This is a genomic window from Advenella faeciporci (assembly GCF_014652395.1).
GTDB lineage: Bacteria > Pseudomonadota > Gammaproteobacteria > Burkholderiales > Burkholderiaceae_B > Advenella > Advenella faeciporci.
Genome location: NZ_BMYS01000004.1, coordinates 155,523 through 172,191 on the forward strand (window position 1 = coordinate 155,523; position 16,669 = coordinate 172,191).

13 protein-coding genes and 1 pseudogene are annotated in these 16,669 nt (G+C 53.8%); 2 read left to right on the forward strand and 12 right to left on the reverse strand.

The features are described from left to right. Nucleotides 1-2 precede the first annotated feature (2 nt). The 12 genes and pseudogenes from qatC to mnmE all read right to left on the reverse strand — a co-directional run bounded on the left by qatC (nucleotide 3) and on the right by mnmE (nucleotide 14,378). Entirely contained in the window at nucleotides 3-1,370 is a 1,368-nt protein-coding gene (qatC, locus tag IE074_RS04915) for a Qat anti-phage system QueC-like protein QatC (protein ID WP_189384321.1), read from the reverse strand. Next, nucleotides 1,367-2,317: a Qat anti-phage system associated protein QatB gene (qatB, locus tag IE074_RS15005; protein WP_308429747.1), complete on the reverse strand. Its 951-nt coding sequence runs from the start codon at nucleotides 2,315-2,317 to the stop codon at nucleotides 1,367-1,369. The genes qatC and qatB overlap by 4 nt, the downstream gene beginning before the upstream one ends. Further along, the gene (gene qatA, locus IE074_RS04925) at nucleotides 2,239-4,179 is read right to left on the reverse strand and encodes a Qat anti-phage system ATPase QatA (RefSeq protein ID WP_189384323.1); all 1,941 of its coding nucleotides are present in this window, start codon (nucleotides 4,177-4,179) and stop codon (nucleotides 2,239-2,241) included. The genes qatB and qatA overlap by 79 nt, the downstream gene beginning before the upstream one ends. Before the next feature lie 89 nt (nucleotides 4,180-4,268). Next, nucleotides 4,269-6,647 (reverse strand): restriction endonuclease subunit S, encoded by a 2,379-nt coding sequence (locus tag IE074_RS04930; protein WP_189384324.1) that lies wholly within the window; start codon nucleotides 6,645-6,647, stop codon nucleotides 4,269-4,271. Then, nucleotides 6,640-7,680, reverse strand: coding sequence for a PDDEXK nuclease domain-containing protein (locus tag IE074_RS04935; RefSeq protein WP_189384325.1), 1,041 nt, complete (start codon nucleotides 7,678-7,680; stop codon nucleotides 6,640-6,642). Before IE074_RS04935 ends, IE074_RS04930 begins: the two co-directional genes overlap by 8 nt. Further along, nucleotides 7,677-9,155 (reverse strand): type I restriction-modification system subunit M, encoded by a 1,479-nt coding sequence (locus tag IE074_RS04940; RefSeq protein ID WP_189384326.1) that lies wholly within the window; start codon nucleotides 9,153-9,155, stop codon nucleotides 7,677-7,679. Before IE074_RS04940 ends, IE074_RS04935 begins: the two co-directional genes overlap by 4 nt. 25 nt (nucleotides 9,156-9,180) lie before the next feature. Further along, nucleotides 9,181-11,571 (reverse strand): EcoAI/FtnUII family type I restriction enzme subunit R, encoded by a 2,391-nt coding sequence (gene hsdR, locus IE074_RS04945; protein ID WP_189384327.1) that lies wholly within the window; start codon nucleotides 11,569-11,571, stop codon nucleotides 9,181-9,183. A 105-nt stretch (nucleotides 11,572-11,676) separates the two neighbouring features. Beyond that, the gene (locus IE074_RS04950) at nucleotides 11,677-11,994 is read right to left on the reverse strand and encodes an HVO_A0114 family putative DNA-binding protein (RefSeq protein ID WP_189384328.1); all 318 of its coding nucleotides are present in this window, start codon (nucleotides 11,992-11,994) and stop codon (nucleotides 11,677-11,679) included. Between the two features lie 162 nt (nucleotides 11,995-12,156). Continuing rightward, nucleotides 12,157-12,372, reverse strand: a pseudogene (locus IE074_RS04955) (tyrosine-type recombinase/integrase); the annotation flags it as partial. A gap of 21 nt (nucleotides 12,373-12,393) precedes the next feature. Next, nucleotides 12,394-12,654, reverse strand: a complete 261-nt coding sequence (locus IE074_RS14785) for a Fic family protein (RefSeq protein WP_229793891.1) — start codon at nucleotides 12,652-12,654, stop codon at nucleotides 12,394-12,396. Continuing rightward, complete coding sequence (gene rhuM, locus IE074_RS14790; protein WP_229793892.1) at nucleotides 12,599-12,883, reverse strand: RhuM family protein; 285 nt, start codon at nucleotides 12,881-12,883, stop codon at nucleotides 12,599-12,601. Before rhuM ends, IE074_RS14785 begins: the two co-directional genes overlap by 56 nt. Nucleotides 12,884-12,968: 85 nt before the next feature. Continuing rightward, nucleotides 12,969-14,378 (reverse strand): tRNA uridine-5-carboxymethylaminomethyl(34) synthesis GTPase MnmE, encoded by a 1,410-nt coding sequence (gene mnmE / locus IE074_RS04965; protein WP_189384329.1) that lies wholly within the window; start codon nucleotides 14,376-14,378, stop codon nucleotides 12,969-12,971. A 113-nt stretch (nucleotides 14,379-14,491) separates the two neighbouring features. On the opposite strand from mnmE, the gene IE074_RS04970 reads away from it, so the two are divergent. Continuing rightward, nucleotides 14,492-15,181, forward strand: coding sequence for a response regulator (locus tag IE074_RS04970; RefSeq protein ID WP_189384330.1), 690 nt, complete (start codon nucleotides 14,492-14,494; stop codon nucleotides 15,179-15,181). Further along, a complete protein-coding gene (locus tag IE074_RS04975; RefSeq protein ID WP_229793893.1) occupies nucleotides 15,168-16,610 on the forward strand; it encodes a sensor histidine kinase in 1,443 nt (480 codons plus the stop codon). The genes IE074_RS04970 and IE074_RS04975 overlap by 14 nt, the downstream gene beginning before the upstream one ends. Nucleotides 16,611-16,669 lie beyond the last annotated feature (59 nt).

The window sequence follows — 16,669 nt, forward strand, 5'->3', positions numbered from 1 at the left end:
CATCAACTCGGTTTGGTTTGCACGCCTGCGACTAACTTTCCGACCTCCGCAAGCCCACGTTTATAGACATCGGCGAGCTGATCGAGATGTGCAGTCTCATCGGCGAGAGAACCAGGTTTATGGATCAACAGGGCTGCAAGCTGGGGCTGCTTCTTGAGTCGCACAATTGCATATTGGAACGACCTGATCTGAACGCCTTCCGCTTTGCGAGTATCCAGAATCTGTGCGTGCAGATCGGAAACCGTATACCGAGTGTCGTCGTTCCCTGCTCCCCATGCAGCTTCCAAAGCTGCACGTCGGATGAGACAAGGTAAGCAGTAGCCACAATGCTCAATTCCCAAGCCTTTCCAGCGACCCTTGGTGGGCGATGAGCAAGATAACGAGTCCCCGGCCAATTGCTTCAGCAAGCCGGGATCAAGACAGCCTGACGCCATTTCTCCTTTCGTCTTGTCCCAGAACGGATTCCACACCTTTCCATCTATGCCAAGCGCGCTCAGCAAGTCATTCCAACGTGCCATATAGTAGGGATGAGTTGTCCGCGTGCTGTTGGACCCAAGGCGTAACGGATCCAACGGTACATTTAAGGCAATCAATCCATTTTCTGGTACGCGTAGGGTAAAGCTTCGTCCCAACCCGGTTCCGGCAAAGACCCCGATTGCGAAGAAGAGAAAGGATCTTCCCCGCGTGCTGTCCTCTGGGCCAACGCCTTTTATCAAGTCCTGCTTAAAGGCCATCCCCACACGCAGCCGTTCAAACGACGACTGCTTATAGTGTGCTTTCAAGCCTGAGAACAGTTTGTTCTGGGCATCACTGGCTGCACCATCTCCTGAATGGCTGATCAGCAAAGGAGTCTTCCCGCTATGCAGCAGATCTATTGCGCCAATAAGACTATCCAAACCACCTGAGAATAGACTGAGAGTGTCGAAGGGATGGGCAATCAGGCTGGGGGCTGCTGGCTCGACAACTGATTCAAATCGAGAAGGGCGAACCCTGAAGCCTAGTTCCCACCGATCTCCCGTTAAGAAATTCAGCAGGCTTTCCAGTATGGGGGCCGCGGCCATCCATCGAGGCGCATCGCTGACAGGCACGACCAGGCGGATCTCTCGTGTCCAAGAGTCTTGAGACTGTTCGGCACGAGAAATACGGGTATCTGCGGCATGTACATGGGCTGCCAACACCAGCAAATCCACACCGATTTCAGATGGCGTGACGCCAAGCTTTTTCAGACTGCTCAACGCGCCAGCAATGCCATGATCCAGCGATTTCTCTCCAGCCACGAGCTGCAGATAGGTGCGCTGTTCATCCCTGCCTGCTGGAATATCCAATTGGTCATCTGGGCCGAAGCGGCCAGCCAACAGTTGTCGCTTCATTGGTCGGCCTCCGCTTCTCCCAAAGACTGCAGAATGGCAAATGTGGACTCGTAAACACTGTCTACGAATGACTGAATACGATCATGGGAAAGATTTGGCGAGTGCTCCCGCGACCGAGCCAAAGCATCGCTCACGCCTCCACGTATGAAGTCCCTCAATTGCTTTTCAACTCGATGTGCAGCCTGTGCATCCAATGGCATCGTGACCACCTTCGTGCCAATGTCATTGCAAATACGCGCCTCGATCGCATGGGTGGCGTACAACTCAAAAACTGTATCCATCTGCTCCAGCGTGAAGGCTGTCAGATCAGCCAATCCTTCGTTCGCCAGATCGATGATTGTTTCGATATACGCTTCGCGCGCAATGCCTTCATCGACGGTACCCGCTCCCGGACAGATGTGATCGGCCAGCGCAATGAACACTTCCGAGACGGGTCGTCCCGCCATGGAGTCGAGATTGAACTCACGTAGCGCTTCACGCATCCCTCGCGTATTCGCATCGGCGAGGAATCCAAGCAGTCTTGCGCCGGCACTGCGCGAAGCGCCCATACGTTGTGCTGCTTGGCGAGCGCCGCCAGAGGATGTGGAGACATACCGCGAGATGGCTCGGCCAAGATTGGTTCGATCACTACCGCCAGATCCTGCGAATCTCGTAAGGTTGTTGCGTGCGCCTGAAAAACGCTGCGGATCCGCAACCTTTGGTATTGGGGGCTTTTCCGGAGGCGAGGGTGGGTTGGCTGCATCAGGTGGTGGCGTTCCGTCTGGGGCTCCATCGGGATTCGCTGGTGGTGATGCTGGTGGGTCCCCCAACCACGAGGGAACCAATGGAGTGTCTCCACCCGGGCCACCATATGCTGTTGACGTCCCCATTATCGGACTCCCTTCGGTGGTTTCAGTGCATTCTCTGCTGCGGCCTTCAAGAAAGGATTCTTCGTCACCTTGCTCCATTCACCCAATAGCTTGAGCAAACGAACACTGCACTCTGTATCCTTGACGACTCCTTGCCAGCCCCCGACTACCCAGGCTCCGCATTTTTCCCGAGGCAGTGCTTCCAGAAAATCCAGCAAAGGCCCTTGCAGGCTCGGTTGAGCCTTCACGAGCACGATAAGCCCGTCAATGCCGTCCGGCTTGGTATCAAAAGCGCCGGTACTCGTGATTCGACTACGCACGGCCTCAAATACCTTGTCAGCTTCAGGCTGAGCCAATTGCTTCAACTCTGCCTCATAGCCTTGTACGGTCATCTTGCCGCCGAACAGCTTATCCACCACGCCCGCCAAATGCCCCAAGACGGAAACCGGCCCGAAGTAGTCCTTCTTATCCTTGGTGACGAATAGATAGGGTCTCAAGTCCACACCCGCGAGCGCAGGTGTCAGCCGAGCCCAGTCGCACACCACATCCGATGCCTTCCATTCTGTGAGCATTGCGGTTTCTGATGCCGGTAATGATTCTTTCGCCTGCTTCTTGTCTTCATCATCAGGCGAATCGCTGGGCAAAGCGGTATTCAGGTTGTCTTCCAAGAGCCGAAGATCTTCGCACTGCCCTTGCGGATGAACTGCAGCCCCATAGGCAATCTGCTCGAACAGCTTCGGGAGGAAGCGTTCTGCGAGCATGAGCTTTGCGAGCGTCGGCAGTTGGATGTCTTCACCGAAGCCTCTGGCCGTTGCTGTGCGCTCGCGTAGCAACAGGGTATTGAGGAAGCGCTTGATCTGCCTTGGGTTTCCTTTCGTTCCACTGGCAAGAATAGGGCCAATCTGGTCGCTCAATACGAGTGCGTTATTGGCTTTTTCAGCCTGTTCGCCCAGTGCGGCTTTGAAGGTTGCTGCGTCCAGGCCGCCACTCATCCAAGGGCGTTTGAGTTTCTCGCGTGCGGCTTCGATGAGCCTTGCATATCCTGCATCCGTCTCGTCGAATTCGACCCCTGCCAGCAGCAAGGTCACGTAAATTCGTGTTTCAGCTTCACCTAGCGCCGGAATGCGGAACGGCACCTGGATAAGCTTTTCCAAGTAGTTGCGTGCATAGTCTCTCGGGCCGGTACTATCTGGCAGATCGGGAAAATGCTTGCGCACCGCATACTCGATCATGGCCTCATCAGCCGCCACCACAAAAGCAGTACGCGCGGTGAAGACGAACAACCGAATCGCCTCAAGTGTCTCGATGGCGGTATCCGGCAAGCAGCGATCAAGGTCGTCGATCAATACGATAAGCTGCTTGACGCCAGCCTCTTCGAGCAATTTGTCGAAGGCCTTCCGAAATGCCTCTACCTCCTCGGGGACATTCGTTGCTTCGCTCGGCTTCAATATCCCTTTCACTTCCTCCAATGCTGCCGAGAGATTCTCTTTCGTGGCGAGCTTGGCAGGGTCAGCCAATACGGCTTCAAGAGAGCCGACAATGGACTGCACCTGATCAGGTGTTGGAATCCCAGTGAAAGCGGTGACAGCCAAACCACCGGCTCGTTTGGCGACCTTCAACCAATCGATGCGGCGAAACACGTTCTTTACCGCACCGGCGGCCTTCGTCAGCGCAGGGCGCTTCTCGATCAGCGCGGTCACGATGCCTTCGATCAGGGCGATTTTGGCATCCTCGAAGCCCTGGAACCGCCAACCGTTGAATTTGAGGCATAGCACATCATCCTTGCCGTCCAGCCCGGACTCGATCATTTCGAGCACACTGGATTTCCCTGCGCCCCAATCACCATGAACGCCAATCGTGACTGGGTGGTCAGGTCTGGCGCGAAGCAACTCAATGATCGTCGTGGCAATAGCCTCGTTATTGAGCAGATCGACTTTGGTTTCGTTGTCCGTCAGAATCATCGCGTCCCTCCCTTACCAATTTATTGAGTATTTGTAGGTGCCTTATCTACTCGACTCTTTGCCTAATTTTCGCAACCGTTTAAAAGAAATCATCCATCAAGGTTTAATCTTGATTGCTGCACGGTTCTCGGTGGCAGTCCTTGAGGAATCATGTTCTCTCTGCGTAGCCAATCAAGCCATCGACCAAGCTCTGCCGGGGTGAAGCGTGCTTTGCGTTCGTGCCAGTTTTCGCGAACATCGGAGATGATCTGCTCATCCGTCGGTTGAACACCATCGATCAGAAAATCGTTCCATACCGCGAACAGTGTGGCGATGATCTCAACTTCTTCGGTCTTCTTGTCTGCCAGGGTGTAGATCAGACGGTCAAATTCAGTCTTCTGGCCGGGCGTCATCTGGGCTTCGGCTTTCGCTGCAGGCTCCGATAATGCCGGCAAGCAACGGTACTCCGTCTTTTTCCTGCCGTTGGCCAAGGTCTTTTCATTGACCTCAAACCAGCGCTTGTCTTGACCTTGCCGCTCGAAATCATAAATCCAAGTATCCAGTGGACCGGCAGCCTCACGCTCAGGCTTCAAATCCAAATCCAGGCCAATATGCGCTTGCGCCAGGTACATCACCTTGGCGGCGGCAGTTCTACCGAAATATTGGGCGGTGGCGAGCTTGTTGATCGCATAGCAACCGATGCTGGTGCGGTAGGTAGCCAAATCAATGACCCGGGCCTTTGATGGCGATGTTTGCTGAGTTTCTTTAGTCGTGTCGTCTTTTGATTTGGCAAGCATCAGCGCATTAAGCAGAGCGGCTTGCTTGCTGATTGCAACATCAATCTGTTGATCCAACGAATTACATAAGATCATCAGTTCGTCGATTTTGGCGACGATGCGGAGTTGTTCCTCACTAGATGGAAGAGGGATAGCTAGCTCCCTGACCTTTTCTGAATTCAAGTTCAGAACTACTGCACCCGCTGCTGAAGCCTCAAATGCTTTTTTGACAAATGAAGATGACAACAACTGATATAGATAGTCTTTTTCTAGTGCGTCAGATGGGCTTATCCGAAGCCATCCGTCGTGGATACAACCTTCGATTTTCGTTATATACGGGCGGCCAAAACTCATTGAGTTGGTAAGCAGAAAATCGCCGGGATAAACCATGCGAGTCTTTGAGAGACCCTCTCGGCGGATCTTCTCGTGCGTTGAAACTATATATTTACCACCCTGTTCAGTATCCCCAATCTTTATCCAATTTAACCCGTCAGGATCGTTCGTGAGGAATGCCTTAATCGGGCGAGGAGATCCACCACGTTCAATAGCTGCAATATTGCCAAACCGCACCCACTCCCAACCCTGCGGCAACGAATAAGGCTTTTCTTCCTCTGTCACTGGTGGCAAAGGTTTGGGCTTCTTGATCTTGCCTTCCTTCACCAGCCGCTGTTTCTCGGCTTCGATCTCTTTCAGCAGTTCGCTGGCGGGCTGCTCGTCCGGGTTTTGCGGGACGAGTTTGCCCATCACCGCCAGTTGCAGGATGGCCTTGCGCAGTTCGGCGACATTCTCCTTGACTGTGTAGAGCTCGCTGAAGTGTTCGGCGAGGAAGGCCTGGGCGCGTTGGTGCTGATCAGGCTTGGCGATGTTCAGCAGTTGCTTGATGGCTGCGGCATGAACGGTCAGGCGCGCTCCCTGCTGTGCAGTACGCAGTTTTTCCAGCTCATCGCAACGCGCCATCAGTTCGTCGATTTTGGCGACGATCCGGTGCTGTTCGGAGATAGGCGGTAAAGGTAATTTCAATTCCGCAAACAAAGGCGTTGGCACACGCTTCTGGCCCGCTGACCCCGTCATTTTTTCCGCTGTTTCGGAAATAAACTTTGGGTTCTTCAAGAAAAAAAGGAGGTAGCGCGGGTCAACTGCACGAAACGCGTTGCGAAATATATGGAGCTCGGTTGTTCCGGCGCCGATTCCACTGGGGAGATTGGAAAATACACAAGACTTTGCATTCTCAAAACATGGGGTAATTTTTGCCATACCGACATCGCCATCCGCGAAGTGTGTATAGCCTTTTTTTATCTCATTCCAAGGACGTTCCTCAAAGGAATGAAATTCCGAGTAGCCCTCTTGGATAAACGGCATGGGTACAAACCCCGCCGGCATATCATCATCAGCATTGTTGCGAGGGTTGATAAGGCCGATGTTTCCCAATCTAACCCACACCCACCCCTGTGGCAATGCATAAGGCTTTTCTTCTTCCGTTACCGACGGCAGGGGCTTAGGCTTTTTGATCTTGCCTTCCTTCACCAGCCGCTGTTTCTCGGCTTCAATCTCTTGCAGCAGCTCGCTGGCAGGTTGCTCCTTCGAGTCTTGAGGCACCAGACGGCCCTGCATGGCCAGCGTCAGGATCAGCTCGCGCAATTTCTTGATGCCATCGGGTGAGGCAAAGGCGGTGTCGAAGTGCTTTTCCAGCAGTTCGGCGGTGTGCTTATTCATGTTCGCCTCCCAGTTCGCGTTCGATTTGTTCGATGCTGGGCAGGCTGGTTTGCAGTTCTTCAGGCAGGGATTCGATCAATTGGTATTCCGCCACACCGATGGGCTGGGTCTTGTCGCGCAATGCGTACTCGGCCACCACGGTGTTCTTGCTCTTGCAGAGCAACAGGCCGATGGTGGGGTTGTCCTGTTCGGCCTTGACCTGCATATCCACGGCGGTGAGGTAGAAGCTCAACTGGCCGAGGTGCTCCGGTTTGAATTTCTCGGCTTTCAGCTCGATGACCACGTAGCAGCGCAGCTTGAGGTGGTAGAACAACAGGTCGATGTAGAAGTCGTCACCGCCCACTTCCAGATGAACCTGGCGACCGACGAAGGCGAAGCCCGCACCCAGTTCCAGCAGGAACTGGGTGATGTGCTTGACCAGCGCTGACTCGATTTCCCGCTCGTTGGCTTCCTTGCCAACATCCAGGAAGTCGAACAGGTAAGGATCCTTGAGGGCTTGCCGGGCCAGGTCAGTTCCCGGCGCGGGGAGACGGTCGGCGAAGTTGGTGATCGCCTGGCCTTCCCGCTCCAGCAAGCGGGATTCGATATGGATTTCCAGTGTGGCGCGAGACCAACCGTGTTCCACGGCACGCTGGGCATAGGCCAGGCGTTGTTCGGGTTGCTTCAGCTTGGCCAGCAACACCAGGTTGTGGCCCCAGGGCAATTGTCCAACAGATTGTTGGACAATTGCCGCGTCCGGCCAGGCGTCGGCGAAGGAACGCATGTACATCAGGTTGGCGCGGGAAAAACCCTTCATCTCGGGAAAGGCTGCCCTGAGGTCGTGTGCCAGCCGCTCGATGACTTTGGCCCCCCATCCTTGCTCGGCCTGCCGTTGCAGGATGTCACGGCCGATCTGCCAGTAGAGCAGCACCAGTTCGCGGTTGACGGCCAGCGCGGCCCGCTGCTGGGCACTATGAATGCGATTCTTCAACTCGCCCAACCAGTTGGCGTAGCCTTCCGGAGCAGGGACGAGGGACACGGGCTTGTCGCTCATTCTATCTCCCCGCTGGTGGCCTTGAGCGCGGCCAGCAGTTCGGTTTTCAGCGCTTGCTGAGCGGCCTGCAACTGGCGGGTGATGGCCTGGTATTCGGCCATCAGTTCGTCCGGATCACCTAATTCGACGGCCACTTCGTGCGGGTTCTTGCTGTCCAGGTTGTAGTTGCGAGCAGCCAGATCCTTGGCAGAGACCTTCCAGGCATGCTCGGTGGTCTTGCGCCCCGTGCGTTGCGGGCCACCCCACCAGGTTTTTTCAAGATCGAATTCCTCAATGGTCAACGGCTTGGAACGCGAATAGCTCTTGTAACCTGCCGGGTAGGGATGCTCGAAGAACCATACGTCCTTTGTGGGGCCGCCCTTCTCGAAGAACAGGATGTTGGTGGCGATGCTGGTGTAAGGGGCGAACACGCCCTTGGGCAAGCGCACGACGGTGTGCAGGTTGAACTCTTCCAGCAGTTCGCGCTTGAGCGTAGTCTTCACCCCCTCGCCGAACAGGAAGCCATCCGGCAACACCACCGCAGCGCGGCCCGTGTCGTGCCTGAGCAGGTGCATGATCAGCGCCATGAACAGATCGGCGGTCTCGCGGGTCTGATGCTTGGCGAGGAAGTTCTTCTCAATACCATCCTCTTCCATGCCACCGAATGGTGGGTTGGTGATGATGATGTCCACCCGGTCGCGTGGGCCATAGTCCTTGAAGGGGCGGGAAAGCGTATTGTCATGGCGGATACGGGTAGGCACGTCGATGCCGTGCAGCATCATGTTGGTCATGGCCAGCATGTGCGGCAGGGGCTTCTTCTCGACGCCGTGGATGTTTTCTTGCAGCAGCCGGTTGTCATCTGGCGTCTTGACCTGCTTTCTGAGGTGCTCGATGGCGCAGGTCAGGAAGCCGCCCGTGCCGCAGGCCGGGTCGAGGATGCTTTCGCCGAGTTTCGGGTCGAGGATATCAACCATGAACTGCGTGACCGCACGCGGGGTGTAGTACTCGCCCGCGTTGCCAGCCGACTGCAGGTCGGCGAGGATTTTCTCGTAGATGTCGTTGAACAAGTGCCGGTCGCTGGACGAGTTGAAATCCACGTCCTCTTCAATGGTATTGATCACCTGGCGCAGCAGCGTGCCGGACTTCATGTAGTTGTAGGCATCCTCGAACACCGAGCCGATCACCCGGCCTTGCGCGGACACACCCGCCTTGGTGGCAAGCTGTTTCAAGGAAGGAAAGAGGTCGTTGTTGACGAAGTCGATCAGCTCTTCGCCGGTCATGCCTTCCGGATCCTTGGCCCAGTTGCTCCAGCGAAAACGGCTTTGCAGCGGCGAACGGTAGCTGGACTGGGTCAGTTCCCACTCCTGTTCCTTGTCGTCGAAGATCTTCAGGAACAACAGCCAGCAAATCTGGCTGATGCGCTGGGCGTCGCCATCGACGCCGACATCCTTGCGCATGATATCCTGGATGGCTTTGATGAGTGTTGCAAGTGACATGAATACTTCCTGGGTCTAATTCTGGTCAGGCACGGTAGAGCTCTCGTTCGAGCTCGCCCACGGCCTGTTGGTATTGGGTCTTGCCGCCAAAGGCTCGCACCAGTTCGATCGGTGTGCCCAGGCGGTTGAAGGGGGCGATGGCGAGGATTTGTGTTTCCTCAATGGCGGCCACGCCTTCGTCGGCATACTTGTCGAGCAGGGCTTCGAGCACCTTCTGCGCCTGCTCGCCGTACTTGGCGAAGTAATGGCGCTTTTTGACCTGCTCGGCCCGCTCCTTGCGCGTGAGTGGGGGTTGGTCCCAGGCCACGTGGCATAGCAGATCGAAGGGGTCAAAATCCTTGCCGGCTTGCTTGTCCACCTCGTCGGCCAAAGCCTCGAAGAAGATGCCTTGATGAGCCAGCTCGTCGATGATGGCCTGCTTCTTCTCGGCCTTGCTCCAATGGTGCAGGAAATCGTCGAGCGATGCGAACTCCTTGGCCAAGGTATTGCGAGTGTAGTCCTTCAGGGACTCGGTGATCAATTTGCCATTGGCGTCGAAGTACTGCACCCGTTCGGCCACCACCTTGACCTCGACATTGGCGACAACGTAACGGCGCACGTTGCTGCCTTCCTCGCCTGGCAGCGGTTCGGCTACGCCGCCAGGAGACGTGGGGTTGTCGTCCGGCGTGGGATAGGTGAATTCATCGTCAGGCGACGCCTCCCCATCCTCTTCATCTGGAGGAAGCGGTGGCTCGCCGGGGCCTGGCTCATAGATCTGCACGGGATCGCCGTCGAAAGCCGGATCGGCGAACAGCTCGGTCGCTTTCTTGAAATCGAGGATGGTGAACCAGTACTTGTCAAAGTCCTCGTTGATGCGCGTTCCGCGACCGATGATCTGCTTGAATTCAGTCATGGACTGGATGCGCTGATCCAGCACGATGAGCTTGCAGGTTTGAGCATCGACGCCTGTGGTCATCAGCTTGGAGGTGGTCGCAATGACGGGGTATTTGCTTTCCGGGAAGATAAAGTTGTCCAACTCCATCTTGCCTTCTTCATTGTCGCCGGTGATGCGCACGACATAGCGGTGGTTCTGCGCCACCAGGTCGGCGTTTTCGTTGACCAGCGCTTGGCGCATGCGTTCGGCATGGTCGATGTTGTCGCAGAAGACGATAGTCTTGTCGAAGCGGTTGCTGGCTTTCAGGTATTCGCTGATCTTGCGCGCCACTACGTGTGTGCGCTGTTCCAGTACCAGGGTCTTATCAAAATCACGCTGGTTATAGATACGGTCTTCGATCTCGTTGCCGTGCTTGTCGAGCATGCCCTTGTCGGGACGCCAACCGGTCAGGTCTTTGTCCAGGTCAATGCGCACTACCTTGTAGGGTGCGAGAAAGCCATCGTCGATGCCCTGGCGTAGCGAGTAGGTGTAAATGGGCTCGCCGAAGTAGTCGATGTTGGATACGTCCTTGGTTTCCTTGGGCGTAGCGGTCAGGCCGATCTGTGTGGCGGAATGGAAATACGTCAGGATCTCGCGCCAGGCTGAATCTTCGGCGGCGCTGCCTCGGTGGCATTCGTCGATCACGATCAGATCGAAGAATTCCGGGCTGAACTGCTTGTAGATGTTCAGTTCTTCTTCGTTACCGGTGACGGCCTGGTAAAGCGACAGGTAGATTTCATAGGACTTGTTGACCTGCCGCTTCTGGATCTTGGTCATCGCAGCGCCGAACGGCTTGAAGTCGTTGGTCATGGTCTGATCGACCAGGATGTTGCGGTCCGCCAGGAACAGGATGCGTTTCTTGGCACGCGACTTCCACAACCGCCAGATGATCTGAAAGGCGGTATAAGTCTTGCCTGTACCCGTGGCCATCACCAGCAGAATGCGCTTCTGCTCTTTGGCTATCGCCTCGATGGTCTTGTTGATGGCGAGCAATTGGTAGTAACGGGGCGTCTTGTTGCTGCCATCGCTGTAGTAGTCCTGAGCTACCAAGGCCTGTTGCTGCGTGCTCAGCCCCTGATGCTCTACCCACCATTGCCACAGCGTATCGGCACTAGGGAACTCATCCAGGCTCAGTTCGCGCTCGATCACACCGTCCTTGGTGATCTTGTTGTGGAACAGGAAGCCATCTCCATTGCTACTGAATACGAAAGGCACTTGCAGCATTTCGGCATAGCCGAGGGCCTGTTGCATGCCCGAGCCGATGGCATGCTTGTTGTCCTTAGCTTCGATGACGGCAATGGGCAGGTTGGGCTTGTGGAACAGCACATAGTCGGCGCGCTTGTGCTGACCACGTGTGTGCAGTTTGCCGCGCACGATGATGCGCCCATTGGTCAGCAGGAACTCTTCTCGCACCTGCGTTAGAACGTCCCATCCGGCCTTTTCCAGAGCCGGTGTGATGAACTTGGTGCAGATGTCGCGTTCGCTGAGCGTCTGCTTATTCATAGGATGTAACCCCTTCCATGCTGGCTTCCCCTTGCGCTTGCTTGTCGTTAGATCCTTGACCTCGCGACTCTCGCAGCGATCTCATCCCCCATGTATCCATGACACTCAATCCAGCACGATCAGAAACTCGGTCGCCAGCGCGGTTGGCTGAACATCCCGAACATTGCGTTGCAGCGAAACCAGGCCGTAATCCGACATCATCCGCAGGGTGCGCGACAGGTTTGGCACCTTGCGGCCGCTAAGTTCGGCCAGTTCGGTCAGAGACTTAGGTTGTTTGTCATGGATCAGGCGCAGCAAGCGACGATTGTCGTCCGACAGCGCCGCTGCCAGTGATGCCAGAGACGGAAACCAAATGCAGGGCGTTTCGCTTCCCTTCGGGGGCGAACCTGCTGGCTGTCGGATACCCACAATGCAGCGCTTCATGATCGCTAATCCAATGACAAGTCGACTATTATATCAGTATCTGATCATCATCGTCGATCATAAATACCTGCTATAAAGGAAAAGGTAGAGGCAAGGGAATGGCAATCACAGGTCAACGGTCCTACCCAAAAAGGGAAAAGGCCACCAGCGCCTCAGACGGACTTACACCACCAGACTGGCCGACGGTGCCAACCCGTCGATGTAATTCGACCACGCCTGCAACATATCCCGCCGCTGCTCGGCGTACTCGGCCCGGTTGTAGACACAGCGCACCCCGCCAATAGTGTGGTTCAGCGCATTGTTGGCGAAGGGCTTGGCCAGGGTGCCACGCCCCGGCAGCACCCATTCGCTACCTGCCATTGCACCCAGCAAAGTTTTTTAATCGTAACTAGGCAATACTTAAACCTGCTCTGCTTCTCCCGTTCTAAGTAAAACAAAATGTTCAACCAGTCGCAGCATGAGTTCTTTCTGTTCCGGCAAACTTTCCGCCACCAATAAGGCCAGTGCCACTAATGTAGTGTCATTAATCAACTGTTCTACCGGCTTTGCCAGAAAATGCTGATTCAGCCGTAAATACCAAAGAAACAGGAAAGAACCGGTACGTTTATTGCCATCGGCCAAGGGATGGTTTTTGATGACGAAATACAGCCTGTCCTTCATTGGAAACAAGCTGCTGATTTGCCAGGGTTCTGGATAGCAGATTCACGGCCTGTTCAAACTCAATGCCCCGTTCCTGTAAGCGACGCTGGTTAAGGGTGTAACCATCTACAAGATATTGACGTAATATGTTGGTCGCCCAAATACGAAATTGGGTTGCTCTCCTTGAACTAACCCGATAGCCTACGGAAATAATGGCAACCTGGTTGTAGTGATTGATACGTCTGCGCACCTGACGTGAATCTTCTTTACGAACTACTAAGAAACCCTTAGTAGTTGCTACCTCCGCAAACTACCCCTAAAGCCACAGCGCCGCCTCACTTCCCAATACAAAACGAAGAAAATATCTCCCCCAGCAAATCATCACTGCTGAATTGCCCGGTAATCTTGCACAACTCATCATGCGCCAGCCTGAGTTCCTCGGCAAACAGGTCCAGCACCCGGTCATCATGGCTGGCATGCTCCTGGGCCATCTGCAAATGCTCATTGGCACTGTTCAGGGCGTGCAAATGCCGTTCACGGGCCAGCCAGGGAGATTCGGCACTGGGGTTCCAGCCGGCAATCTCCAGCAGTTTATGACGCAAGGTATCCAGGCCCGTTTCCTGTTTAGCTGAAACCAGGATGGCCAGGGCTTCATGCCCGTTTTCTTCGCTTGTCTGTTCAACCTGTTCCTGCATCCGCTTCAGAGCAGCCTCATCCAACAAATCCATCTTGTTGAACACTTTCAATACCGGGGTACGGGCCGGCAGGCGACGGGTAATCTCAATATCCAGCTCATCATTGGGCGAACGGGCATCCTGCAAATGCACAATCACGTTTGCCTTTTCAATTTCAGCCCAGGTGCGAGCAATACCAATGCTTTCAACCGTATCTTCGGTTTCCCGCAGGCCCGCCGTATCAACAATATGAATGGGTACACCCTGAATATGAATCTGCTGGCTGACCTTGTCGCGTGTGGTTCCGGCAATGGGGGTCACAATAGCTACTTCATCGCCTGCCAGCGCATTCAGCAAACTGGACTTGCCCACATTGGGCTGGCCCGCCAGCACCACGTGCATGCCTTCACGCAAAATCATGCCTTGTTTGGCCTGCCTGATCAGATGCTGCAAATCATCCTGAATGCTTTGCAGTTCTTCCCTGGCCTGGTATTTTTCAAGGAATTCAATTTCCTCTTCCGGAAAATCCAGTGTGGCCTCTACCAGCATGCGCAAATGCACCACCCGGTCGGCCAAGGCATTAACCAGGTTGGAAAAAGAGCCGCTTAAAGAAGCCATCGCGCTGCGTGCAGCCGCCTCTGAAGAGGCATCAATCAAATCGGCCACGGCTTCGGCCTGGGCCAGATCAAGACGGTTATTCAAAAATGCCCGTTGGGTAAACTCACCGGGTTCGGCGTGACGCAGGTTTATGCCTATGTCACGGCCAACCTCAAGGCAACGCTGCATGATCCGTTTAAGCACGGCCGGCCCGCCATGCCCTTGCAATTCAAGCACATCTTCACCGGTATAAGAATGCGGGGCCTTGAAAAACAGGGCAATCCCTTCATCAATCGCCTGTCCGCCTGAATCCGGGAAAGGCAGGTAATGGGCGTGGCGAACCTGCAATTCCCGATTGAAAAATTGCCGTATAAACACGCTTAAATCAGGGGCTGAAACCCTGACAACACCAATACCGCCCCGGCCGGGTGCTGTTGCAATGGCAACAATGGGTACATTATTTGAAGTCATCATTTTTTTATGCCGAATAACCAGATACCTGAATTATAAGGGGTACGATACACAAGAACCTTTTAGGGCATAATATAGCGGAAGTAATCCTTCTTCATTAACACACCATTTGCCCAATGCGTATTTTATTAATCGAAGACGAACCCGATCTGGCCCAATGGTTAATGCGTAGCCTGCGCAACCAGGCCGGCTTCACCATTGAATGGTCCAATGACGGCTTGGTCGCCTACAAGCGATTGCAGGTAGAAGAGTTTGATGCCATTATCCTTGACTTGGGCATCCCTGGCATGGATGGCAATACCCTTCTATGCCGGCTGCGAGCCGAAGATGACCGTACGCCCATCCTTATACTGACCGCCCGGGATTCCCTTGCCGATCGTGTGGATACCCTGGAATCAGGCGCTGATGACTTCCTGCCAAAACCTTTCATGATTGAAGAACTGGTTGCAAGGCTTAATGCCCTTATTCGCAGAAGCCGTGGCAGGGACAAACCACGCTTGAGCTGTGGTGACCTAAGCTACGATGTGGGAAAACACCAATTCCTGGTTAAGCAGCAAATGCTGCAGGTTACCCCCCGTGAAAGTGAAGTCCTGGCCATCCTTATCCGGAAAAGTGAAGAACCCGTTAACAAGAAATTCATACTTGAACGCTTATTGGCTCATGATAATGATGAGGAAATCGGCATAGAATCAATTGAAGTCATCATTCACCGGTTACGCAAAAAACTTCAACCTTCCACGGTACAAATCACCACTTTGCGGGGTATTGGCTATTGCCTTGAACCCATTCCCGATGATGAAATTTAAAAGCCTGAAATCAACATTGCTCTGGCTATTGATACCGGCATTGGTCATCACCATGCTGATTTCGCTCTGGGCCTCAAACCTTGAATTAAGAGGACAAGTCAACACGGCATTTGACCGTTCCCTGGCGGGTGCCATCCGTTCCATTGAAGTCAACATCAAGACCGAAGATGGTGGCCTGGCCATGGAACAACCCTTTTACATGCTTGAGTTCTTTGAACTGACCACACGCAGTACCGCCTATTTCAGGGTCGCTACCGAAGACAGGTTAACAGAAATAGGCTATGTCGACCTGCCCTTGCCGACGACCCCATTGGATACCGGTAAAGCCGTTTTTTATAACCGGGATTATCTTGACCAGCCCATGCGGATTGCCGCCATTGCCATTCGCCCGAAAGATGGCCTGCTTTATAACCCGGAAAGCCGTATCATCATCCAGGTTGCCGAAAGCATGTCAAGCCGGGAAGATTTCATCAACCAGCTCATCTGGCAATCGGTTCGAAAAGACTTTGTTGTGCTTGCCATTTTCATCCTTTTGCTTTCCGGTGGCATTATTATTGCGCTTCGCCCCTTAAAAACACTTAGCAGCGAAATTAAAAACCGCTCTTTTGACAACTTGCTGCCCATTGATGAAAAAGAATTGCCCAAAGAAATCAAGCCTTTGGTCCAGGCCATCAATCTTCACCTGGCGCGTTACATCAAGCGGAATATTACCCAGCAACAGTTTCTTGATGACGCCTCCCACCAATTGCGCACACCTCTTTCCGTATTGAACATGCAGGTGGATTATGCAAAAAAACTGGCCAAAACCACCGAAATGGAAGAAGTGTTAACCGCCATACAGCAAAGACTGGGCAATACAATTCAGCTAACCAATCAATTACTGGCATTGGCGAAGGTTCGTGATGCCGCAGATAAACTGACGGCCAATGTTTCACGTGAAACAATTGATATCTGCCAGCTGGCTGCCGAAGTGGTCGGCAATTTATTACCTACGGCACGCAAGAAAAGAATGGATTATGGCCAGGAATTGCCCGAACATCCTGTCATGATCAATGGCATTGAATGGCTGCTTAAAGAAGCTTTAAGCAATATTATCAGCAATTCCATTAAGTATTGTCCTGTACGCTCCCATATTACCGTTTCTGTATTGGAAGAAAAAGACCATATTATCTTGCAGGTTGAAGATAACGGCCCCGGCATGAGTCCGGAAGATATTGCCCTGGCAGGAAAACGCTTTCGCAGAGGTGCATCGGGCAAGGAAAAATACGGATCTGGATTAGGACTGGCCATTGTTAACACGATTGCAGAAATCAACCAGGCCAGGCTTGAGATTTTTTCGAAAAAAAATGAAACAGGCCTTATTGTCCGGCTGGTGTTCAATAAAATTCCTATGGATTACCCTGATAAAAGCCGGTTTTCATCAAATTGAAAGCTAATCGAAAGCTTCAGTTTTGTATCGTTAGGTCCTTACCTATCAATGGAGACTAT